At 64.3% G+C, this 21,811-nt stretch carries 17 protein-coding genes and 3 pseudogenes; 10 read left to right on the plus strand and 10 right to left on the minus strand.

Annotated features, from left to right (window positions below; translation table 11 throughout):
• Positions 1–15: 15 nt before the first annotated feature.
• The 3 genes from CSV86_RS24080 to CSV86_RS24090 all read right to left on the minus strand — a co-directional run bounded on the left by CSV86_RS24080 (position 16) and on the right by CSV86_RS24090 (position 3,222).
• Positions 16–405 (minus strand): nuclear transport factor 2 family protein, encoded by a 390-nt coding sequence (locus CSV86_RS24080; RefSeq protein WP_009396038.1) that lies wholly within the window; start codon positions 403–405, stop codon positions 16–18.
• A 66-nt stretch (positions 406–471) separates the two neighbouring features.
• Positions 472–1,773, minus strand: coding sequence for an NAD(P)/FAD-dependent oxidoreductase (locus CSV86_RS24085; protein WP_009396036.1), 1,302 nt, complete (start codon positions 1,771–1,773; stop codon positions 472–474).
• A gap of 33 nt (positions 1,774–1,806) precedes the next feature.
• Positions 1,807–3,222, minus strand: coding sequence for an APC family permease (locus CSV86_RS24090; RefSeq protein WP_009396034.1), 1,416 nt, complete (start codon positions 3,220–3,222; stop codon positions 1,807–1,809).
• Positions 3,223–3,449: 227 nt separating this feature from the next.
• Here CSV86_RS24090 and feaR point away from each other — a divergent pair, with 227 nt between their 5' ends.
• Positions 3,450–4,388 (plus strand): transcriptional regulator FeaR, encoded by a 939-nt coding sequence (feaR, locus tag CSV86_RS24095; protein WP_009396032.1) that lies wholly within the window; start codon positions 3,450–3,452, stop codon positions 4,386–4,388.
• A 229-nt stretch (positions 4,389–4,617) separates the two neighbouring features.
• Here the strand turns inward: feaR and CSV86_RS24100 are convergent, their stop codons facing one another.
• The 4 genes and pseudogenes from CSV86_RS24100 to CSV86_RS24115 form a co-directional block, all read right to left on the minus strand.
• Positions 4,618–5,901, minus strand: coding sequence for an OprD family porin (locus tag CSV86_RS24100; protein ID WP_009396030.1), 1,284 nt, complete (start codon positions 5,899–5,901; stop codon positions 4,618–4,620).
• Between the two features lie 390 nt (positions 5,902–6,291).
• Positions 6,292–6,492 carry a hypothetical protein gene (locus CSV86_RS24105; RefSeq protein WP_037059064.1) on the minus strand — a complete coding sequence of 67 codons (201 nt, stop codon included), beginning with the start codon at positions 6,490–6,492 and terminating at the stop codon, positions 6,292–6,294.
• A 197-nt stretch (positions 6,493–6,689) separates the two neighbouring features.
• Positions 6,690–7,799, minus strand: coding sequence for an agmatine deiminase (gene aguA / locus CSV86_RS24110; protein WP_009396026.1), 1,110 nt, complete (start codon positions 7,797–7,799; stop codon positions 6,690–6,692).
• Positions 7,800–7,941: 142 nt separating this feature from the next.
• Positions 7,942–10,841 (minus strand): annotated as a pseudogene (locus CSV86_RS24115) (aminotransferase).
• 213 nt (positions 10,842–11,054) lie between these two features.
• On the opposite strand from CSV86_RS24115, the gene rfbB reads away from it, so the two are divergent.
• The 7 genes and pseudogenes from rfbB (at position 11,055) to CSV86_RS24150 (ending at position 18,114) form a co-directional block, all read left to right on the plus strand.
• A complete protein-coding gene (rfbB, locus tag CSV86_RS24120) occupies positions 11,055–12,137 on the plus strand; it encodes a dTDP-glucose 4,6-dehydratase (protein WP_009396022.1) in 1,083 nt (360 codons plus the stop codon).
• Positions 12,134–13,008 (plus strand): annotated as a pseudogene (gene rfbA, locus CSV86_RS24125) (glucose-1-phosphate thymidylyltransferase RfbA). Before rfbB ends, rfbA begins: the two are co-directional and overlap by 4 nt.
• Positions 13,005–13,550: a dTDP-4-dehydrorhamnose 3,5-epimerase gene (rfbC, locus tag CSV86_RS24130; protein ID WP_009396018.1), complete on the plus strand. Its 546-nt coding sequence runs from the start codon at positions 13,005–13,007 to the stop codon at positions 13,548–13,550. The pseudogene rfbA and the gene rfbC overlap by 4 nt, the downstream one beginning before the upstream one ends.
• The gene (gene rfbD / locus CSV86_RS24135) at positions 13,547–14,407 is read left to right on the plus strand and encodes a dTDP-4-dehydrorhamnose reductase (RefSeq protein ID WP_009396016.1); all 861 of its coding nucleotides are present in this window, start codon (positions 13,547–13,549) and stop codon (positions 14,405–14,407) included. Before rfbC ends, rfbD begins: the two co-directional genes overlap by 4 nt.
• A gap of 37 nt (positions 14,408–14,444) precedes the next feature.
• A complete protein-coding gene (locus CSV86_RS24140) occupies positions 14,445–16,259 on the plus strand; it encodes a sensor histidine kinase (RefSeq protein ID WP_009396015.1) in 1,815 nt (604 codons plus the stop codon).
• Complete coding sequence (locus CSV86_RS24145) at positions 16,256–17,659, plus strand: sigma-54-dependent transcriptional regulator (protein ID WP_009396014.1); 1,404 nt, start codon at positions 16,256–16,258, stop codon at positions 17,657–17,659. The genes CSV86_RS24140 and CSV86_RS24145 overlap by 4 nt, the downstream gene beginning before the upstream one ends.
• Complete coding sequence (locus CSV86_RS24150) at positions 17,659–18,114, plus strand: YiiD C-terminal domain-containing protein (protein WP_009396013.1); 456 nt, start codon at positions 17,659–17,661, stop codon at positions 18,112–18,114. Before CSV86_RS24145 ends, CSV86_RS24150 begins: the two co-directional genes overlap by 1 nt.
• Here the strand turns inward: CSV86_RS24150 and cysQ are convergent.
• Positions 18,103–18,929: pseudogene (cysQ, locus tag CSV86_RS24155) on the minus strand (3'(2'),5'-bisphosphate nucleotidase CysQ). The gene CSV86_RS24150 and the pseudogene cysQ sit on opposite strands and share 12 nt — an antisense overlap.
• Positions 18,926–19,492 carry an ADP compounds hydrolase NudE gene (gene nudE / locus CSV86_RS24160; protein ID WP_009396011.1) on the minus strand — a complete coding sequence of 189 codons (567 nt, stop codon included), beginning with the start codon at positions 19,490–19,492 and terminating at the stop codon, positions 18,926–18,928. Before nudE ends, cysQ begins: the two are co-directional and overlap by 4 nt.
• A gap of 73 nt (positions 19,493–19,565) precedes the next feature.
• On the opposite strand from nudE, the gene yrfG reads away from it, so the two are divergent.
• Positions 19,566–20,228 (plus strand): GMP/IMP nucleotidase, encoded by a 663-nt coding sequence (gene yrfG / locus CSV86_RS24165; protein ID WP_009396010.1) that lies wholly within the window; start codon positions 19,566–19,568, stop codon positions 20,226–20,228.
• 119 nt (positions 20,229–20,347) lie between these two features.
• Here yrfG and lysM read toward each other — a convergent pair whose 3' ends face one another.
• Complete coding sequence (gene lysM / locus CSV86_RS24170) at positions 20,348–20,788, minus strand: peptidoglycan-binding protein LysM (protein ID WP_009396009.1); 441 nt, start codon at positions 20,786–20,788, stop codon at positions 20,348–20,350.
• 82 nt (positions 20,789–20,870) lie between these two features.
• On the opposite strand from lysM, the gene CSV86_RS24175 reads away from it, so the two are divergent.
• Positions 20,871–21,758 (plus strand): LysR family transcriptional regulator, encoded by an 888-nt coding sequence (locus tag CSV86_RS24175; protein ID WP_009396008.1) that lies wholly within the window; start codon positions 20,871–20,873, stop codon positions 21,756–21,758.
• The last annotated feature ends 53 nt before the right edge of the window (positions 21,759–21,811 follow it).

The following is a 21,811-nucleotide window of genomic DNA, read 5'->3' on the forward strand; positions in this document are numbered from 1 at the left end:
AGTCCCCAGGAAAAGTCAGGCAGGAATTTCGCCTTCGGCGTACATGTCGGCGACCACACGCCACTCGCCCTCGATCAGGCGCCAGACGAACAGGCTCTTCATCGAAAACGCCTCGCCTTCCAGCGGCAGCACGCGCCAGGTCACCCAGGTGTAGGCGGCGCTTTCGCCCAGCCCGGTGACACGGTCGATACGGATCGAGGCACCACGCGAGTCATTGACCAGCGCAGCCAGCAGTTCTTCCAGTTGCGCGGTGCCGTGGTACAGCGCATCGCTGCCGGCGCCGGTGATTTCGGTGTGCTCCGTGTACAGCTCGCGGACGATGGCATTGCCGTCGCGGCGTTCCCACAGGTGTTGCAGCAGGTCGAGACGGGCTTGCAGGGCATTTCTCAAGGCGACAGCAGGCATATTCGAATCCTCTCGGTCGAAGTGGGGGGCTCCCGTGTGGGAGCGGTCGGAAGAAAACGTCGGGGGTCAGCGACGGCCGTTGCGGTAGCCGGCGAGCTGGTGGCTCACCTTGCCAAAGGTGCAGATCAGGTTGCGCAGGCTGTCCTTGCCGGGAATGCGCGTACGCGGGATCGCGCTCATCACGTCCCAATGCCGCGAGCCGCTGGTCATGCCGTCTGCCACCACCTGGCTGATGACATGGCTCGGAGTCACGCCAAAGCCCGAGTAGCCTTGGACGAAGTAGGCGTTGGGGCGTCCGGGCAGGGTGCCGATCTGCGGAAACAGGTTGGCCGTGCACTCCATCGGCCCGCCCCAGGCCAGGTCGATGCGGACCGGTTCCAGGTAGGGGAACACCTTGAGCATCAACTGGCGGTTCCACTCCTTGAGGTCGTTGGGGATGTACTCCAGCAGCCGCGTGGCCGAGCCGAACAGCAGGCGGTTCTCGTTGGTTACCCGGTAATACTCGATGACCGGCCGGATATCGCTGAACGCCCCGCGGATCGGGCTGATCTGCTGGATCAGCGCCTCCGGCAGCGGCTCGGTGACCAACTGGAAGGCATAGGTGTTGATCATGCTTTTGTGCAGCTCCGGCTCCAGGCGATCGAGGAAGGCGCCGCAGGACCAGAGGATCTTCCTTGCCCGAACCGAGCCCTTGGCCGTACGGATATGGATGCTGTCGCCGTAGGTGACTTCAAGCACCGGGGTGTTCTCGTAGATCCGTCCGCCCAGCCCCACCAGCGCCTTGGCCGAGCCCAGCAGCATGTTCAGCGAATGCAGGTGGCCGTTGCCCATGTGCTTGAGGGCACAGGTGTAGGCATCCGAGCCGACGATGCTGCGCACTTCGCTGCCTTCCAGGTAGGCAATGTCATGTTGGGGGCTGAGTTGCTTGAACTCCTTTTCCCAGGCTTGCAACAGCTTCCCCTGACGCTTGTTGAAGCCGAGGTAGCCGTAGCCGTGGCGGAAGTCGGCATCGATGCCGTACTTGGCAATGCGTGACTGGATAATGCTCGAACCCAGGTCGCTGATCTCGAACACCGCCTGCAAGCCCTCGTCGCCGACGCTCTTGCGGATCTTCTCCAGATCGTGGCCGATGCCGGCCATGATGTGTCCGCCGTTGCGCCCCGAGCCGCCGAAGCCCAGATAACGCGCCTCCAGCACGACGATATCGGTGACACCCCGCTCGGCCAGTTCCAGGGCGGTGTTGATGCCGGAAAAGCCGCCGCCGATCACTACGACTTCGGCGTCCAGATCCTGCTCCAGATCGGGAAACTTCAGGTCGTACTTGCGGGTTGCGGTGTAGTAGGTGGTAGGAGTTTCGACGGACAGCATGGGTTCACCTTGTTCTTGTCATGCAGCAAAAGGTTATCGGGACATCGCACCCTGGCCGGCCTGGCGATCCTGCAGGCGGCGAATGGCGTAGAGCACCAGCGAGAGCAGCAGCACACCGATGCCGGTGGCAACTTCCTTGAGCCCGCCATAGCCGGCCAGCTCGGCAGAGGCCGTGCCGACCACCACCACGACGCCGGTGAACAGGCTGAGCACCCAGGCCAGCGGGATCCAGCCACGGCCCAGGCGCACGGGCCGCGGCAGGTCCGGAGAATCGCGGCGCAGCAGGATGAAGCCGGAAAGCGCAAAGAAGATCGCCACCAGGTAGCCGATATTGGCCGTGACCAGCATGGCCAGCGGTGACGACAGCAGGAAGATCATCGCCAGGTTGAGCACCACCGCCACGCTCATGCAGCGCCCCGGCACCTGGTGCTTGTTGAGGGTACCGAGCTGACGGATGGTCAGGCCTTCCAGGGCCATGCCGTAGAGGGCGCGGGAGCCGTCGGCCAGGGCCGCATTGAGGCCCATGAATAGGCCGACCAGCAGGGCGACGATGAAGAAGTCGCTGAAGCCGCTGCCGACCACGGCATTGAAGGCATCGATGTAGAAACCGCTGGGGTTGGCCAGGGCGGTTTCCCGATCCACCAGCCCGCCGAGGCCGAAAGCGACGGCGGCGAACACCAGCACGGTATAAGTGCCGGAAGTCAGCAGGGCCAGGCGCATATCGCGCTGGCTGCGGTACTCGGGGCCGAAGGCCGCGCACATCTCGGTGCCATAGGCGCTCCAGCTGACCAGGAACAGCCAGACCAGCGCAGTGCGCCAGAAGCCCCAGTCCAGCACCAGCGGCTCGTCCAGCGCGTGGCGGAAACGCTCGAAGCTCCAGCCGTCGCCGAACACCGGCGACACCGCCAGCACCAGGATCGGCACCAGCAACAGCGCGCCCATGTACCTGGAGACAGAGGCCGCCATATGTACGCCGAGGCGGTTGAATTGCCAGAACACCAGCAGCAGGCCGGCGCCGATCAGTTGCGCCAGGCCGACGCTGAGCGGGCCGAAGCTGTAGCTCCAGGTCTGGCTGGCGAACCACTGCGCCTGGATCAGCGCACCGGCACTGACGCTGACGATCGACAGCACCGCCGACCAGCCCAGCCAGTAGCCGAAAGAGGCCAGCGGGCCGACCAGGGTGCAGCGCCGGCGCCAGCCTTCGGTGGCGATCATGGCTATGCCGCCGGGTTTGTCCGGGAACATCGCCGTGACTTCGAGGAAGATCCAGTTCTGGCAGGCGCCGATGGCTGCCGAGCCGACCCACAGCGCCAGGGCGCCCAGCGGGCCGAGAACGCCGAGGGCGAAGCCGAACGACGCGAAAATGGAGCCGGACACCGCCATCGACAGGGCGAAGGCGTCGGTCCAGCGCAAGGTTTGCTGCAGATGCTGGCTGTTGTTGTTATTCATGACCGATTACGCAGTGACGGAAGATGAGCCCCGATTAAAGGCCCTTCGCCGCGTTGCCACCACTGCTCACAGCGCCAGACGCTTGGCTTGCAGTGCCAGCGGTCGTGGCGCGCGGCAGCCGGCTTGCCAAAACAATTAACATGTTAGTAAATGTGAAAAAGCTTCGGCGCCAGCCCGGACGGCGCACCACAAGAAAAACACCGGTTGCAGCCGGCCCGAGGTGAAACATGAATCTGCAGCACGCCAATCTGTTCCAGGGGCGCGAGGGTTTCGAGGTCTGGCACGGTGATCTTGCCAGCAGCTGCGGGACCTTCCATGTCGAACCACCCGCCGCCCCCATCAACCGCTTCCGCGGCGCGGTGACTGCGCTGGACAGCCAGCGCAGTCACATCGAAGGTGCGCGCATCACCAGCAACTGCTCCCACGTGCACCGCTCGCTGCGGGATATCCGCGGCGACGACAAGGACTTCTTCTACCTGGTGATGCAACTGAGCGGCGAGGCACTGATCCGCCACAGCGACCAGGAAACCCGCCTGGGCCGCGGCGACCTGGTGCTGCTGGACGTGGCGCGCCCCAGCGACTTCTACTTTCGCGGGCTGAGCGACCAGGTCTCGGTGATTCTGCCGCGCGACGAGGTATTGCAGCGCTTCAGGGAACCACGCCTGCGCCTGAACCAGCGCATCGACGCCAGGTCGGCAATCGGTGGCATGAGCGCGATGCTGATGAACCAACTGATGGACAACCGCGACCTGGCCAGCAGCGAGGCAGAGGCCGTGCTGGACGCCATCCTCGCCCTGCTGCGTCCGGTGCTGGCGCCGCGCCAGGACGAACCGCTCATTGCACCGCCACCGGCATTGATGACCAAGGCCAAGGCCGTGATCGAACGGCACCTGGCCGATGAAAGCCTCAGCCCGGAGCGCATCGCCACGGCGGCGGGAACCTCGGTACGCAATCTGCACCGGCTATTCGCCCAGCATGAGACCAGCGTCGGCCGCTACATCCTCGAACGACGGCTGAGCCGCTGCGCGCAGGCGATCCTGCAGAGCGAGGTGAAGATCACCCATATCGCGCTGAGCTGGGGATTCAAGGACCTGAGTCACTTTTCCCGAGCGTTCAAGAGTGCGTTCGGGGTGTCGCCGAGTGAGTATCGGGGGCGGCGGGGGTAGCGGCATCCAGTGACGGGCAGCTATCCACCGAAGGACTGGATGAGCTCTTGTTGGCCTAATCGCTGGCAAGTCGGGGCGCCGAAACGCAGCTCCCACAGGTCCAGCGGTGCACGCCACCCTGTGGGAGCTGGCTTGCCAGCGATCAGGCCCTTCCAGACAACGTAAATCTCTCTGTCCAAAACAAAAAAGGGGCCGCATCAGCGGCCCCTTTCCTACCCAAAAACCAGAATCAGAAGATGCTGATCGGGTACTCGACGAAGATACGGACTTCGTTGCCGTCTTCCATGTACTTGCCGTAGTCGCGCAGGCTGTCCGAGGTACGTACCCACGAACCACGCAGTTTCACGCTCAGGTCCTTGGCAGGGCCTTCCTGTACTACGTATTTGACCTGGTTGAAGATCTCGCGCTCGGTGCCTTCGCCAAAGCCGTGGGTGTTGATGTTGTCACCACGCACGTAGGCGATGTTGTAGGTCAGGCCCGGTACGCCGACGGCGCTGAAGTCGAAGCCGTAGGCGATCTGCCAGGAACGCTCGTCTTCGGCGTTGAAGTCGGACCAGTAGGAGTTGGCCAGGTAGATGGTCGAGCCACCGTCACCCACGCCATAGTCATTCTGGTACCAGCCGTACTGGTAGCCGGTGCTGCCGGTGCTGCGCTGGTGCGCCAAGGTCACCGAGTGAGGGCCGAAGGCGTAGGTGGCCGCCAGGCTCCAGATGGTGTTGTCGTCACCGGTCAGGCTGGCCTTCTGCACGTACTTCTTGTCGATGTCAGACTTGTAGCCGTTGAAGTCCAGGGTCAGCGACTGGTCCTTAGCGATGGCGTGAACGTAGTTCAGGCCCAGGTAGTGCTTCTTCAGCACGTCTTCGACATCGGAGGTGTACAGCGAGGCGGTCAGGTTCGGCAGGAACTTGTAGCTACCGCCGAACACGTTGATCGACTTCAGGCCGCTGTCACGCTGCTCGGTGGACTTGCGCGCTTCGCGGGTATAGCGACCGGCGTTCAGCTCCAGGCCTTCGATTTCCTTGGAGTTGATCGAGGTACCGGTGTAGCTCTCTGGCAGCAGACGGGCATCGTCGTATTGCAGGACCGGCAGCGATGGCATCTGGTCGCCGTACTTCAGCACGGTGTTGGACACGCGGAACTTGACCGCTGCGCCGCCACGGGCGATGTCGTGCTGGGCGTTGCCGCTGTCGCCACGTTTGAAGAAGTCGATACCGCCGCCGCCGTTGCGACCGCTACCGCCGTCCAGGCGCACGGCGTACAGGCCGAAGGCATCGACGCCAACGCCGACGGTGCCCTTGGTGAAGCCGGAGGAGAACCTGCCGATGAAGCCTTGGCCCCACTGCATTTGGTCAGCGCTACCGTGCTTCTTGTCACGGTTCATGTAGGCATTGCGCAGCAACAGGGTAGCGCTGCTGTCTTCGACGAAGCCCTTGGAAGCTTCCTGATCGTTGGCCATTGCTTGGGTAGCGGCCATGAGCCCCAGTGCGAGCAGACTGATCCGGGTTTTCAACATCTTGTTTTCCTTATTACGTGATTTGGTACGCACTGCAGCCAAACGCCAGAACCACGCCCCCTGCGTGGGTTGACGCTCACGGACTGAAAATGAAAGGCCCGCGTGCGAGTGATCGCAGCGGGCCTTTTATTATTAGTGTTTTGGCCGAACGGCCTGCAGGCGCAGGGGCCGAATCCTAGCCGCGGGCGGAATGCCATGTCAAAAGTTCGTGAAAAGCTGATGACAAAATTCATGTTTTCCGTCGTTTTTCTCGGAAATTCCGTAATAACAGACGCGGAATGCGCCACAGGGCCCGTCAGAAATCGCCGTTCCGGATTGGCTCAGGACGCCCATGAAAAAGGGCGATGCCTCCCCGGCATCGCCCTTTCGTCCTGCTGCAAACCGCGCCCTTCAACCGTGCCAGATACCCGCCAGCGCATCGAGCTCCGCTTCGCTGATCAGGCCGGCGGGATAACGCTCCGCCAGCAGCCGCCGTGGATCGGTCTTCCTGACCCGGATTGGTCCATTGTGTTTCAACCACTGCGCCAGTACCTGGAGCGCTTCATGGTTCATGACTGTCGGGTGCGAAGCCAACTCACGTGCAGTATTCATTTCACACGTACTCCCCAGAGCGTGAGTTGAGCAAACTACTCAAGATTTATGACAAATCCGTGGGTCACCACGGGCCGTCCATCTTGTTACCGCTTTCCAGCTTTCGAATTAATACAAAAGCTATGCCACGCACCAAAGCCGCTTGTCGCCCAGGCATAAAAAAACCCGTCGTAAGACGGGTTTTTTCTAACGTCGAATCAGCGACGTGCCGGTGCCGGCTGTTGCTGGGTCAGGCAGTGGATGTTGCCACCGCCCAGCAGCAGTTCACGGCCGGGCACCATGACGATCTCGTGTTCCGGGAACAGACGCGCCAGGATCGTCCTGGCCTCGGCATCGGCCGGGTCGTCGAAACTCGGGGCAATGATGCCGCCATTGACGATCAGGAAATTCACGTAGGAACCGGCCAGCCGCGAGGAAGGGCTGCGCTCCTGGCTACCCGCAACCATGTCTACGCCATCGCACTCATCCTGAGTGGCGTACATCGGCCCCGGAATAGGCATCTTGTGCACCACGAACGAACGCCCCTTGGCATCGCGCTGGCTTTCCAGCACCGCCATGGCCGCACGGCAACGGCTGTAGTTGGGGTCATTGGAATCATCGGTCCAGGCCAGTAACACTTCGCCCGGGCTGACGTAACAGCAGAAGTTATCGACGTGGCCATCGGTTTCATCGTTGTACAGGCCATCCGGCAGCCAGACGATGGTGTCCACCGCGAGGTTGTCGCGCAGGATGGTTTCGATCTGCTCGCGGTTCAGGTGCGGGTTGCGGTTGGCATTGAGCAGGCACTCCTCGGTAGTGATCAAGGTGCCTTCGCCATCGACGTGAATCGAGCCGCCTTCGAGCACGAAGCCCTCGGTGACATAACGCGCGGTGCGCTCCAGCCCCATGATCTTGCCGGCTACCTGCTCGTCGCGGTTCCAGGGCGCATAGAGGCCGCCGTTGAAGCCGCCCCAGGCGTTGAAGCCCCAGTCCACGCCACGCACTTCGCCGCTGCCGTTGATAACGAAGGTCGGGCCGGTGTCACGCACCCAGGCATCGTCGTTGCTCAGTTCGACCACACGAATATTCGGCTCGTCGCCCAGGCGCGACACGGCGTTCTCATACTGCGCAGCGGACACGCCGACGGTCACCGGCTCGAAGCGGGCGATGGCCTTGGCCACGGCAGTGTGGGCAGCCTGGGCCGGCTTGCCACCCAGGCGCCAGTTATCCGGACGCTCGGGCCAGATCATCCAGACCTGGGTTTGCGGTGCCCATTCGGCAGGCATATGGAAGCCATCGTCACGGGGGGTAGAGGTCAAGGTCTTCATGGGGCGCACCTGGGTGGATGATCGAGTGAGCGAATTTATATCCGATAAATATCGATAATGAAAGCTATTAAGCAAAAACGGAGCGCATAAAAAAGCCGGATAACCCGATAAGAATCGGCTTTATCCGGCTGCGATTCACGATCTAGAGGTCTTCTGACAACACCCGGGCAATGCTGTCCACGAAGAAATCGACGCTTTGACGAGTGGTGCACATCGGCGGCTTGATCTTGAGGATATTCAGGTAATCCCCGTGGGCTGCATGAAGATCCCCAGGTCACGCAGGCGATTGCACAGGGTCATGGTCTCCTCGGTAGCCGGTTCCAGGGTGTCGCGGCTGCGTACCAGTTCCAGGCCGAGATAGAAACCGGAACCATGCACTGCGCCTGCCAGCGGATATTCATCGACCAGTTGCTGCAGCCGCGCCTTGAAGTATCCGCCCACGTCACGGGCGTTTTCCCACAGCCCCTCCTCGGCCATCACATCCAGCACTGCCATGCCGATGCGGCAGCTCACCGGGCTGCCGCCGGCGGAGGAGAAGAAGTAGCCCTCGGCTTCCAGCGCTTCGGCGATGGCCCGGGTGGTGATCACCGCACCCAGCGGATGACCGTTGCCCATGCCCTTGGCCATGGTGATGATGTCCGGCACCACGCCCTGCTCCTCGAAGCCCCAGAAATACTCGCCCATGCGCCCGTAGCCGACCTGCACTTCGTCGGCGATGCATACCCCGCCGCGCTCGCGCACCCGGGCATAGACCTGTTGCAGGTAGCCCGGCGGCAACGCGATCCCGCCCGCATTGCCATACACCGGCTCGCAGATGAAGCCGGCCAGCTGGCGACCGGTGGCGTCCACTTCGGCCAGGGTCGCCTCGACGTCGCGCACATAGTCGGCGGTGCTGTCGCTGCCTCGGTATTTGCCACGGTAGGTGTTCGGCGCGGTGACCGGGTGCACCCACTGCGGCCGGGTGGTGAGGGCCTGCGGGTTGTCGGCGATGGACGTCGAGATGGCATCGGTAGCCACCGACCAGCCGTGGTACGCCTCGAGCACACTGAGCATGTCGCGCCCGCCGCTGGCGGCCCAGGCCAGGCGGATCGCCAGGTCGTTGGCTTCGGTGCCGCTGTTGACCAGGAACACCCGGTCCATGCCCTTGGGCGCCAGGGCCAGCAAGCGTTCGGAGAACTCGGCAATGGCTGCGTAGTGGAAGCGCGAGTTGGTATTGAGCAGCGACCATTGCCGGGCCGCTTCGCTGACCATGCGCGGATGACCGTGGCCAAGTACCGCAACGTTGTTGAGCATGTCCAGGTAAGACCGGCCCTGAAGGTCGATCAGGTAGTTGCGCCAGCCGCGCTCGATCTGCGGTGGCTGCTGGTAATAATGCTTCTGCGAGCGGGCGAAGCTGGCGTCGCGGCGCGCCAGCAGGGCCTGCGGATCGCCAGGCAGCGTAGCATCGCAGTCGAAACCGAGCAGCGCCGCCGGCGAGGGGCAGAGCGCTTGCCAGGCCCCGGCCCGGGACGGCACGACAAACGCCGGCGGACGCAGGCCGGGAACCCGGCACAGTTGCACGGTGAGCGTACCCTCGACCCGGCCCAGCGACTGCCCGGCTTCGACCACCTGTCCATCGCTCAGCCCATCGCCACAGCCCCACAGCCACAAGCCGGCCTGCGCGCCTTGCAGGCAGCCGGCATTCGGCCCTCCGACCTGCCAGGTTCCGGCGAACGGGGCCCGCACCTCGGCACCCGGCTCCAGGAGCAACTCCACCTGCAACGCGAAGGTTTCCGGCTCGCGCGGGGTGTCGATATGGGTGCGGGACAAGCGGTACTGACCATACAACGACGAGGCCGGTGCCGGCTGTTGCAGCAGCAATTGCCGGTCGATACCCGGTGTTTCCCAGTTGCCGGCGCTGTAATGCTCGCTGAGCACGCCAAGGTCGAGGCGAGTCACCGCCTGGCCGACCAGGCCAGGCAGCAGCGGCGTGCAGCCATCCAGGTCGAGCCCCTCCGGCTCCAGGCCCACGCTCTGCAGGATCGCCGCCTCCATCAGCTCGAAGGGTACGCTGTCGGCGACGTCGAAGATTTCCCACTCATGGGCCAGGTTGTCGCGGATATAAGCATTGCCCGGCTCCACGCCCAGTTGCTGCTCGCTGCTCAGTACCAGCACGGCGGCACGGGCGACCACCAGCGGCCAAAGCGCCTTGAGCTCGGCCTCGGTCAATGGGTTGATGGCGTGGTAGGCGGCCACCGCCGGAAGGATGCGCAGCGGGTCGCCCTCGGCATGATGCAGCAGCGCCGCGCAGGTCACCGACAGGTCGGCGATGCGCCAGGTATGCAGCAGATCGCCGAAGTCGATCACGCCTTGCAGTTGCCATTGCCGCTCGGCATCACGCTGCCAGACCACATTGTCGTCGGTGATATCCAGGTGCACGGCCTGCGACGGCAAGTAGTCCCGGACCTGCCCCAGCAACTCGTGCGCGCGGGCCGACGCGGCCTGCAGGCGCGCCTTGCGCGGCCCCTCGGCCAGTACCGGCAACAGGTGACCGACCAAGGCCTGGGCATGCCGTGGGTCCCATTGCAGGGTGCGGTCCAGGCCCGGGTGGCTGAAACCGGCCAGGGCCTGGCCGACCCGGGCGCACAGCGCACCCAGTTCTGCGACCAGGCGCGGGTCGATGTGCTTGAGGCGGGTCAAGGTCTGGCCGTCGATGTAGTCCAGCAACCGGGCACGCACCTTCTGGCCGTCGATATCCAGCGACAACAACGGCTCGCCGGACACCGCCGCACGCACCCCGGGCACCGGCACGCCACGCTCGCGCAGATAGCCCAGGGCCGCGTGCTGGGCCTCCAGCTCCTGCGCCGAGTATTCGCCATGGCAAACCTTGAGCACATAGCGCCCCTGCTCGCTATCGACCCGGAAGTTCAGGTCCTGCTGGCTGCCCAGCGCCTGCAACCCACCGTCCAGCCCATAGTGCTGGTTGAGCAAGGCGCGGGCCTGGCGTTCGCTGAGGGTCGGGCAAGGTTGGCTGGCGCGTTGGACAAGCGTGCTGAGGGGCATGGCGGAGACCTCGGTTTTTTTGCGGCTTATATCGCCATTTGCACTGACATTACGCAAGGGGGGTGGTTAAAATTCCGCACAATTCAGCGCCGCTCGTTGAATAAAACGTGACAAAACGGTTATCCAGCGCAATGTGCTTGCACGGATCGGTATCTGCACACAAGCTATGCGCCTTTTTGCTCAATGTCAGTTATGGAAGAAAGGCAGCCCGACATGCGAATTCTCATCACCGGTGGAGCCGGTTTCATCGGTTCGGCACTGGTGCGCCACCTGATCAACAACACCAATCACGAAGTGCTCAACCTGGATAAGTTGACCTACGCGGGCAACCTGGAGTCGTTGACCAGCATCGCCACCAATACCCGCTACGAATTCGTCCAGGCGGATATCGTTGACCAGGCGACCGTCAGCGCGGTCCTGGAGCGCTTCCAGCCTCATGCGATCATGCACCTGGCGGCCGAGTCGCATGTCGACCGTTCCATCGACGGCCCTTCGGACTTCATCCAGACCAATATCGTTGGCACCTACAGCCTGCTGGAGGCCGCTCGTGGCTATTGGTCGAAACTGCCGGCCGGCGAACGCGAAGCCTTCCGTTTCCACCACATCTCCACCGATGAGGTCTATGGCGACCTGCACGGCGTCGATGACCTATTCACCGAGACCACACCCTATGCGCCAAGCTCACCGTATTCGGCGAGCAAGGCCGCGTCCGATCATTTGGTCCGCGCCTGGCACCGCACCTATGGCCTGCCGGTTTTGCTGACTAACTGCTCGAACAACTACGGGCCGTTCCACTTCCCGGAAAAGCTCATTCCGCTGGTCATCCTCAACGCTCTGGCGGGCAAGCCGCTGCCGGTCTATGGCAATGGCCTGCAGGTACGCGACTGGCTGTTCGTCGAGGATCACGCCCGCGCCCTGTTCAAGGTAGTGACCGAGGGTGTGGTCGGCGAGACCTACAACATCGGCGGACACAACGAACAAAAGAACATCGATGTGGTGCGCGGCATCTGCGCCCTGCTCGAAGAACTGGCGCCACAGCGCCCGCAGGGCGTGGCCAGCTACGCCGACCTGATCACCTACGTTCAGGACCGTCCCGGCCACGACCAGCGCTACGCGATCGACGCCAGCAAGATCGAACGCGAACTGGGCTGGGTTCCCGAAGAAACCTTCGAGACCGGCCTGCGCAAGACCGTCCAGTGGTATCTGGATAACCTGGAATGGTGCCGCCATGTGCAGGACGGCAGCTACCAGGGACAACGCATGGGCACCACCGACTTCAAGGATTTGATTGCATGACCAAAGGTATCGTCCTGGCGGGTGGCTCCGGCACCCGCCTGCACCCCATTACTCTCGGCGTTTCCAAGCAACTGCTGCCGATCTACGACAAACCGATGATCTACTACCCGATCTCGGTACTGATGCTCGCCGGCATCCGCGAGATCCTGCTGATTTCCACTCCGCAGGACCTGCCGCAGTACCGCCAATTGCTGGGCGACGGCAGCCAGTTCGGTGTCGAGATCAGCTATGCCGAGCAGCCGTCTCCGGACGGCCTCGCCCAGGCCTTCCTGATCGGTGAAGAGTTTATCGGCAACGACTCGGTCTGCCTTGTGCTGGGCGACAACATCTTCCACGGCCAGGGCTTCACCCCCAACTGCTCAAGGCGGCCAGCCATGCCAACGGTGCTACGGTTTTCGGCTACTGGGTCAAGGATCCGGAGCGTTTCGGCGTGGTGGAATACGATGCCGAAGGCCGCGCCCTGTCGATCGAAGAAAAACCCAAGCAGCCAAAGTCCAGTTACGCGGTCACAGGCCTGTATTTCTACGACAACGACGTGGTCGAGATCGCCAAGGCGGTCAAGCCCTCGCCGCGCGGCGAGCTGGAAATCACCGACGTCAACAATGCCTATCTGAAGCGCGGCGACCTGCGTGTCGAGCGCCTCGGCCGTGGTTTTGCCTGGCTTGACACCGGCACCCACGACAGCCTGCTGGAAGCCTCGCAGTACGTGCAGACCATTGAGCATCGCCAAGGCCTGAAAGTAGCCTGCCTGGAAGAGATTGCCTTCCAGCACGGCTGGATCAGCTCGGAGCAACTGTCCGCCCGGGCAGAAGCCTTGAGCAAGACCGGCTATGGTCAATATCTGCTTGGGTTGATGAGCAAGACACGATGAAAGTCACCACCAGTACGCTGCCAGAAGTTCTGATCATCGAACCGAAGGTTTTCGGTGATGCGCGAGGTTTTTTCTACGAAAGCTTTAACGAGCGGGAATTCGCTGCACAGACCGGCGTCAGCGCTCATTTCGTCCAGGATAATCACTCGCGCTCGCAAAAAGGCGTGCTGCGTGGTCTGCATTACCAGATTGAAAATGCTCAAGGCAAAGTGGTGCGGGTCACGGCGGGCGAGGTGCTTGATGTGGCCGTGGACCTGCGCCGCAGCTCACCGAATTTTGGCCGCTGGACCAGTATTCGCCTTTCGGCGCAGAACAACCGACAGCTATGGATTCCGCCAGGATTCGGCCACGGTTTCGTGGTGCTCAGCGACGTTGCGGAGTTCCTCTACAAAACCACCGACTACTACAACCCCGAAGCCGAGCGCTGCGTGCGCTGGGACGATCCGACCCTCGCCATTGACTGGCAGATCGAGGGCGCGCCGCTGCTCTCGGCCAAGGACCAGAATGGCAAGCTGCTGGAAGAAGCGGACCTGTTCCCATGAGGATCCTTATCAGCGGTCGCAACGGCCAGCTCGCCCAGGCACTGCAACAGGCGCTGGGCGACCTCGGCGAACTGCACGTGTTCGGCCGCGACCAGCTCGACCTGGCCTATCCCGAGCGCATTGCCGAAAAGGTCCGCGCCATCGGCCCCGACCTGATCATCAACGCGGCCGCGCATACGGCGGTGGACCAGGCCGAAAGCGAGCCGCAAGCGGCCTTCGCAATCAATGCCACGGCCCCGGGCATCTTCGCCGAAGAAGCCGCGCGCCTGGGCGTCCCGCTGATCCACTACTCCACCGACTATGTCTTCGACGGCAGCAAGCAAGGCCGCTACACCGAGGACGATGCGACCAATCCCCTGGGCGTCTATGGCCAGAGCAAACTGGCGGGCGAACAGGCGATTGCCGCGGTCGGCGGGCAGCACCTGATCCTGCGCACCAGTTGGGTCTACTCGACCCATGGGCGCAACTTCCTGCTGACCATGCAGCGCCTGCTGCAAGAGAAGCCGGAACTGCGCGTGGTCGCCGACCAGATCGGCGCGCCGACCTGGGCCGGGACCATCGCTGCAAGCACCCGTCGGCTCATCCAGCGCTGGCAGGCCGGCCAGGCCGGCGCCTGGGGCCTGTACCACCTGACCGCGCAGGGTGAAACCTCGTGGTTCGGCTTCGCCCAGGCCATCGGCGAACAGCTCAAGGCCCAGGGCAGGCCCTGTGCCAACCTGGTGCCGATCCCGTCCAGCGAGTACCCGACACCCGCCCGCCGGCCGTTGAACTCGCGCCTCGATTGCAGCCGCCTGCAACGCGAGTGGAACGTCAGCCAGCCCGACTGGCACCAGGCGCTGATCGACTGCCTGAAGTAGCGCATAATGCGCCAGATCCTTCTGGCGCATTTTCGCGATGACCATGACCCCCAGCCTTCCCCGCCGCCCCCGCTGGCGCAGCCTCGCCCTTCTGGCCCTGTGCCTGGCGCCGTTGCTCTGGCCGCTGAACCGCCTCGCCGAGCACTACTACCAGGACGAACTGGCCAGCCAGAACCGCCAGACCCTCGACCTGTACGTCGCCAACCTGCTCGGCACCCTGCGCCGCTTCGAAGCCCTGCCGCAGATCCTCGGCGACCTGCCGACCCTGCGCGCCGTGCTGGCCGACCCGCTGCGCCTGGAATTCCAGACCAACGCCAACCGCAGGCTCAAGGAAATCAGCACACAGACCGGCGCCGAAGTCATCTACCTGATGGACGCCAAGGGCAACACCCTGGTCGCGTCCAACTGGGACAAGAAGGACAGCTTCATCGGCCGCAACTTCTCATTCCGCCCGTACTTCAGCGACGCCACCGCCGGGCGCCTGGGGCGCTTCTTCGGCCAAGGCACCACCTCGGCCAAGCGCGGCTATTTCTTCGGCGCACCGGTCTGGGACAACGGCCAGGTAATCGGCGTCCTGGTGGTCAAGGTAGATCTCGACCATACCGAAACCCTTTGGGGCAAAAGCCCGGAACAACTGCTGCTGACCGACAGCAACGGCGTCGTGGTGCTGACCTCGCGTCCTGAATGGCGCTTCCGTGCCACCCGGCCGCTCAGTGATGAGGAGCGCCAGTCGATCACCGCGATCCAGCCCTACCCGACCCAGGAACCGCAGCCGCTCAACCTCGACCGCAAGGCCTGGCTGGTGCAGACCCGCTCGATTCCGGAGACCGGCTGGGAAGTGAACATCCTTGCCCCGCGAGTGCTGGTAGACCGCTCGGTAAGCACCGTCATGGCCGTCGGCGGCGCCACCCTGCTGGTGGTGATGCTGCTGGTCGGCCTGGTGATGCAGCGTCGTCGCCACTACATGGACCGCATCGACTTCGAAGCCCATGCCCGCCACGACTCGGAAAAACGCGTGGCCGAACGTACCGCCGACCTCGAAGGCCTCAATCGGCGCTTGAAGACCGAGGTACTGGAGCGCGAGCAGGCCCAGCAGGAGGCGGCCCGCGCCCAGGACGAGCTGGTCCAGGCCGGCAAGCTGTCGGTGCTCGGGACCATGTCGGCGAGCATCAGCCACGAGCTTAACCAACCACTGGCGGCAATCCGCAGCTACGCGGAAAACGCCGAGATCCTGCTCGACCACCAGCGCATCGACGACGCACGCGGCAACCTCAAGCTGATCAACGAACTGACCGGGCGCATGGCCTCGATCATTGCTCACCTGCGCGCCTTTGCCCGCCGCGACCGCCATGCGCCAGAGAGCGTGGCGCTGCAACCGGCGCTGGACGATGCCCTGGCCCTGCTGGCCAAGCGTCGCCGGGCCATGGCCGTGGAGCTGATCCGCGATTTGCCGGAAGCCACCCTGTGGGTCCAGGCCGGCGAGACGCGCTTGCGCCAGGTACTCGGCAACCTGCTGGCCAATGCCCTCGATGCCCTGACCGAAAAGGCCAACCCGCGCAAGCTCTGGCTAAGTGCCGAACGCCGCGATGATTACGTCTACCTGACGATCCGCGACAACGGTCCCGGCTTTACCAGCCAGGCCATGGCCCACGCCCGCGAGCCGTTCTTCACCACCAAGACCCGCACCCAGGGCCTTGGCCTGGGCCTGGCGATCTGCGACACGCTGATGCGCGCGCTGGGCGGCGAGCTGCTGCTGGCCAACCACCCGGAGGGCGGTGCGCTGCTGACCCTGCAACTGCGCGTGGCCAAGCCCGGCGCCAATCTTCAGACTTCGGAGGACTCCTTGGCATGACTGAGCCCCTGATCGACAGCCGCACCCAGGTGATCCTGGTCGACGACGACCCGCACCTGCGCCAGGCCCTCAGCCAGACCCTCGACCTCGCCGGCCTGCGCGTCCTGCCGCTGAGCGATGCCCAGGGCCTGGCCGGGCGCATCGAGGCCGACTGGCCAGGCGTGGTGGTCAGCGATATCCGCATGCCCGGCATCGACGGCCTGCAATTGCTCGAGCAACTGCACGGCCAGGACCCCGACCTGCCGGTGCTGCTGATCACCGGCCACGGCGACGTGCCGCTGGCGGTCCAGGCCATGCGTGCCGGGGCCTACGATTTCCTGGAAAAGCCGTTCGCCAGCGATGCCCTGCTCGACAGCGTGCGCCGTGCCCTTTCGTTGCGCCGCCTGGTGCTGGACAACCGCAGCCTGCGCCTGGCCCTGAGCGACCGCCAGGAATTGAGCGGTCGCCTGGTCGGCCATTCGCCGTCGATCCAGCGCCTGCGCGAGCAGATCGGCGCCCTCGCCGGCACCCGCGCCGACGTGCTGATCCTCGGCGAAACCGGTGCCGGCAAGGAAGTCGTAGCCCGTGCCCTGCACGACCTGTCCAGCCGTCGAGACGGTCCATTCGTAGCGATCAACGCCGGCGCGCTGGCCGAGTCGGTGGTGGAAAGCGAGCTGTTCGGCCACGAGCCCGGCGCCTTTACCGGCGCGCAGAAAAGGCGCATCGGCAAGTTCGAATTCGCTAATGGCGGCACCTTGTTCCTCGACGAAATCGAAAGCATGAGCCTGGACGTGCAGGTCAAGCTGCTGCGCATGCTCCAGGAGCGGGTGCTGGAGCGCCTCGGCGGCAACCAGCAGATCCCCCTGGACATCCGGGTGATCGCGGCAACCAAGGAAGACCTGCGCCAGGCCGCCGACCAGGGCCGCTTCCGCGCCGACCTGTATTACCGCCTGAACGTCGCGCCCCTGCGCATTCCGCCACTGCGCGACCGCGGCGACGACATCCTCGTGCTGTTCCAGCATTTCGCCGATGCCGCCAGCGCGCGTCACGGCCTGCCGGCCCACGAGCTGCAACCGGCGCAGCGGGCCATGCTGCTGCGCCACGACTGGCCGGGCAACGTGCGCGAACTGCAGAACGCCGCCGAACGCTTCGCCCTCGGCCTGGAACTGGCCCTCGACGGCCAGGCCGAAAGCAGCAGCGCCTCGCAGGACTTGCCGCCGGCCCAGGGCAACCTGAGCGAGCAGGTCGAGCACTTCGAGCGCTCGCTGATCGCCGCCGAACTGACCCGCCCCCACGGTTCCATGCGCAGCCTCGCCGAAGCCCTTGGCATTCCGCGCAAGACCCTGCACGACAAGTTGCGCAAGCATGGCCTGAGCTTCGCCGACAGCCATGTCGCCGATGCCCCCGAGGACACCCGCTGATGAGCAGCGACAGCCACTACCTGGAAAACATCCTGCACCACGACATCCCGCTGACCCGCGAGATGGGCATGGGCGTACTGGACTGGCAGGCACACTGCCTTCGCCTGCGTCTGCCGCTGGAGCCCAACGTCAACCACAAGAGCACCATGTTCGGCGGCAGCCTGTATTGCGGCGCGGTGCTGGCGGGCTGGGGCTGGCTGCACCTGCGCCTGCGCGAAGCGGGGGTCGATGACGGGCATATCGTCATCCAGGAAGGGACGATCAGTTATCCGCTGCCCGTGACAGGCGCGGCCATCGCAGTGTGCGAGGCGCCGGAAGAGAAGGTCTGGGAGCGCTTCATCAAGACCTATGAACGCCATGGCCGGGCACGCTTGAGCCTGCATACCCGGGTGTTCAACGAAAACGCCGAAGCGCCCGCCGTGGAGTTCGACGGGCAGTACGTGCTACATCGCTGAGGCCAGTGCCAGCAGCTTGCCGCGCCACGGGGCGGCGGCTGGCAGGCCGAGGAAGAACGGATTGAGCAACGACTCGCGAGGCGGATAGACGAACGCCTCGCCATCCAGCCCCAGCACTTCGCCGCCCGCCCTTCCAGCACGCCCTGGGCGGCGGCGGTATCCCACTGCGAGGTCGGCGCCAGGCGCGGGTAGCAATCCGCGGCGCCTTCGGCCAGCAAGCAGAACTTCAGGGAGCTGCCGATATTCGCCAGCTCCAGCTCGCCCAGCGCTTCGCCCAGGCCGGCCAGCAGGCGCTCCTGCTGCGGGCTGGAATGGCGGCGACTGGCAACCACGGTAAATGCCTCGCCCGCCGGCGGCGCCAGGCGTACCTGGATCGCCTCCACTGAACCATCGGCCTCGGCACGCCAGGCGCCGATGCCCTGGCCGCCGTAGTAGCAGCGGCCATTGACCGGCATCGCCACCACTCCGAACACCACCCGGCCCTGTTCGACCAGGGCGATATTCACGGTGAATTCCTCGGTGCCGGCGATGAATTCCTTGGTGCCATCCAGTGGGTCCACCAGCCACCAGCGCTGCCAGGCCTGGCGCTGTTGCAGCGGGATGTCGCAATCCTCTTCCGATAGCACCGAGATCTCCGGTGCCAGCGCCTGCAAACCTTCGGCGATGACCTTGTGCGCAGCCAGGTCGGCGGCGGTTACCGGGGAGTCGTCGGCCTTGGCAACCACCGCGACGTCAGCGCGCCAGAACGGCAGGATGGCCTCACCTGCGCGGCGGGCCAGGTCCACCACCTGAGGCATAAGGTCGACAGGGTTCATACCGGGAAGACTCCACGCTGGGTCAGCAGATCACGCACCAGGTACAGCGCCGCCAGCGCCCGGCCTTCGGAGAACTGCGGATGCTGGGCCAATGCCGACAGCTCGCGCAGGCTGACGCGATCGACGCGCATCGGCTCCGGTTCGTCGCCCGGCAGGCTTTCCTCGTAGAGGTCGGTGGCCAGTACCACCTGGATCTTCTGGCTCATGTAGCCAGGAGACAGCGACAACTCGGTGATGTGCTCCAGTTGCCGGGCGCCATAGCCGGCCTCTTCCTTCAGCTCGCGGTTGGCCGCCGCCAGAACGTCCTCGCCCGGCTCGATCAGGCCCTTGGGCAGGGACAGCTCATATTCATCGGTACCGCCGCAATACTCCTCGACCAGCACCGCGTGCTCGCTGTCGAGCATCGCCACGATCATCACTGCGCCATAGCCGTTGCCGCGCCCGACCAGGCGTTCATAGGTGCGCTCGGTGCCATTGGCAAAGCGCAACTGCACGGCTTCGACACGGAACAGGCGGCTGCTGGCGACGATCTCGCTGGAGAGGACAGTGGGTTTCTGGCGCATGAGGGGGCGGCTCCTTGGCGGTAACGGGGTACTATACCGCCCACCACGGCCTGACCGAACGAGAATCTTGCACATGCTTCCCCTCGCCTGGCGCGATATAGACACCGTCCTGCTGGACATGGACGGCACCCTGCTCGACCTGCACTACGACAACCACTTCTGGCTGGAGCTATTGCCCCAGCGCTATGCCGAGCACCACGGGATCAGCCGGGCCATGGCCGAGCTGGAAATCCAGCCGTTGTTCGAGCGGCATGCCGGGTCGCTGAACTGGTATTGCCTGGATTTCTGGACCCGGGAACTGAACCTGCCGATTCGCGAACTCAAGCAGCAGAGCGCCGACCTGATCGCCTTGCGACCGGATGCCGATACGTTTCTGGCCGCGCTGCGTGAAGCCGGCAAACGGGTGATCCTGATCACCAACGCCCACCGCGATTCCCTGTCGCTGAAGCTGGAGCGGGTAGCGCTGGCGCCGTATTTCGAACGGATGATCAGCTCGCACGACTATGGTTTCCCCAAGGAGAACCAGCAGTTCTGGAGCGCCTTGCGCGCCGACACCGGCTTCGATCCGTCGCGCAGCCTGTTCATCGACGACACCCTGGCGATCCTGCGCAGCGCCCGCGCCTTCGGCGTCGCCCACCTGCTCGCCGTACGCCAGCCGGACAGCCGCAAGCCTGCGCGCGATACCGAGGAATTCGCGGCGCAGGAAGACTACCGGGTATTACTGGAAGGGCTGTGAAAGCTGACCCGGCCTCATCGCTGGCAAGCCAGCTCCCACAGGGATTGCATGCACCACGGACTCTGTGGGAGCTGGCTTGCCAGCGATGAGGCCCTCAGACACAACAGAAGGCTCGGGGATTACTCCGGAATACGCAGCACCTGCCCCGGATAGATCTTGTCCGGATGGCTCAGCAGCGGTTTGTTGGCCTCGAAGATCTTCTGGTACTTGTTCGAATTGCCATACACCCGCTTGGAAATTGCACTCAGGGTATCCCGCTTCTCCACCGTGACGAACCTCGCCGCCTGGGCCACCGGCCCGGCCACGGTGATCTGGTCATCCACCGATGCCACACCCTGGATATTGCCCAGGGCCAGAAGAATCTTCTCCTTCTCTTCCTGACTGCTCACCTCGCCCGTAACTGTCACCGTATCACCGCTCACCGTAGCCTGCACATCGGGGTTGCCGAGCCCTACCTTGGCCACATGCTCCTTGAGCTGCTCACCGGCATTGGCATTGCCGGGCGTCAGCAGATCGATGAGTTCTTCCCCCGCTTCTTTCACGAAACTGAACAGACTCATAGCGCTCTCCCTGATAAAGGAATCTCGGAGCCCAAAGTCTAGGACAGGTTAGAATGCCCCGCCCGCCAGCCCCGAGACGACGATGGACATCAAACAGCTGAAATTCCTCATCGCCCTGGATGAAACCCGCCATTTCGGCCAGGCCGCCGCGCTGTGCCACGTGACCCAGCCGACCCTGTCGATGCGCCTGCGCAACCTGGAGCGCGAGCTGGGGCTGGAGCTGGTCAACCGTGGCCAGCGCTTCGAGGGCTTTACCGCCCAGGGCGAACGGGTGCTGGCCTGGGCCCGCTCGGTGCTCGCCGCCTACGACGGGCTGCAGGCCGAGGCCGCCGCCTGTCGCGGGCACCTGGCCGGCACCCTGCGCCTGGGCATGGTACCGCTGTCCAGCTTCGATCCGCTGCCGCTGCTGCAACGCCTGCACCGCCAACACCCGGACCTGGCCTTCGAACTCAGCGCCCTCAGTTCCGAGCAGATCCTCGAACAGCTCACCAGCAACCGCCTCGACCTCGGCCTGTCGTACCTGGAGCGCCTCGACCAGGAGCGTTTCGAAGCCCTGCCGCTGGGGGAGTCGCCCATGGGCCTGCTCTACGACCCGGCGCATTTCCAGTTCGACGATGCACCGCTGCACTGGGAAGCCCTGGCCGGACTGCCCCTGGGCCTGCTTACCGCCGGCATGCATTTCCGCCAGTCGGTGGACCACAATTTCCATAGCCGCGGCATCACCCCGCGCCTGCTGTTGCAGACCGACGCTGTCCATCAGTTGGTCCAGGCCGTGCACGGCGGCCTGTGCTGCGCGGTGATGCCGCTGGGCAGCGGCCTCGAAGCGGTGACCGGAGGCTTGCGCCTGCACCCCATCGAACAGGCCGCCACCCTCGCCCCGCTGGGCCTGATCATGCGCCGTACCGCGCCACGCTCGGCGCTGGCCGAAGCCTGCCTCAGCGAATACCGCAAGCTGCTCGACGAAGCATGATCGACGGCCTCTATCGGCACATCGGCACAAGCGATTAGACGATACCCGAGCGC

Origin of the sequence: Pseudomonas bharatica CSV86 (genome assembly GCF_000319305.2) — a bacterium.
GTDB lineage: Bacteria > Pseudomonadota > Gammaproteobacteria > Pseudomonadales > Pseudomonadaceae > Aquipseudomonas > Aquipseudomonas bharatica.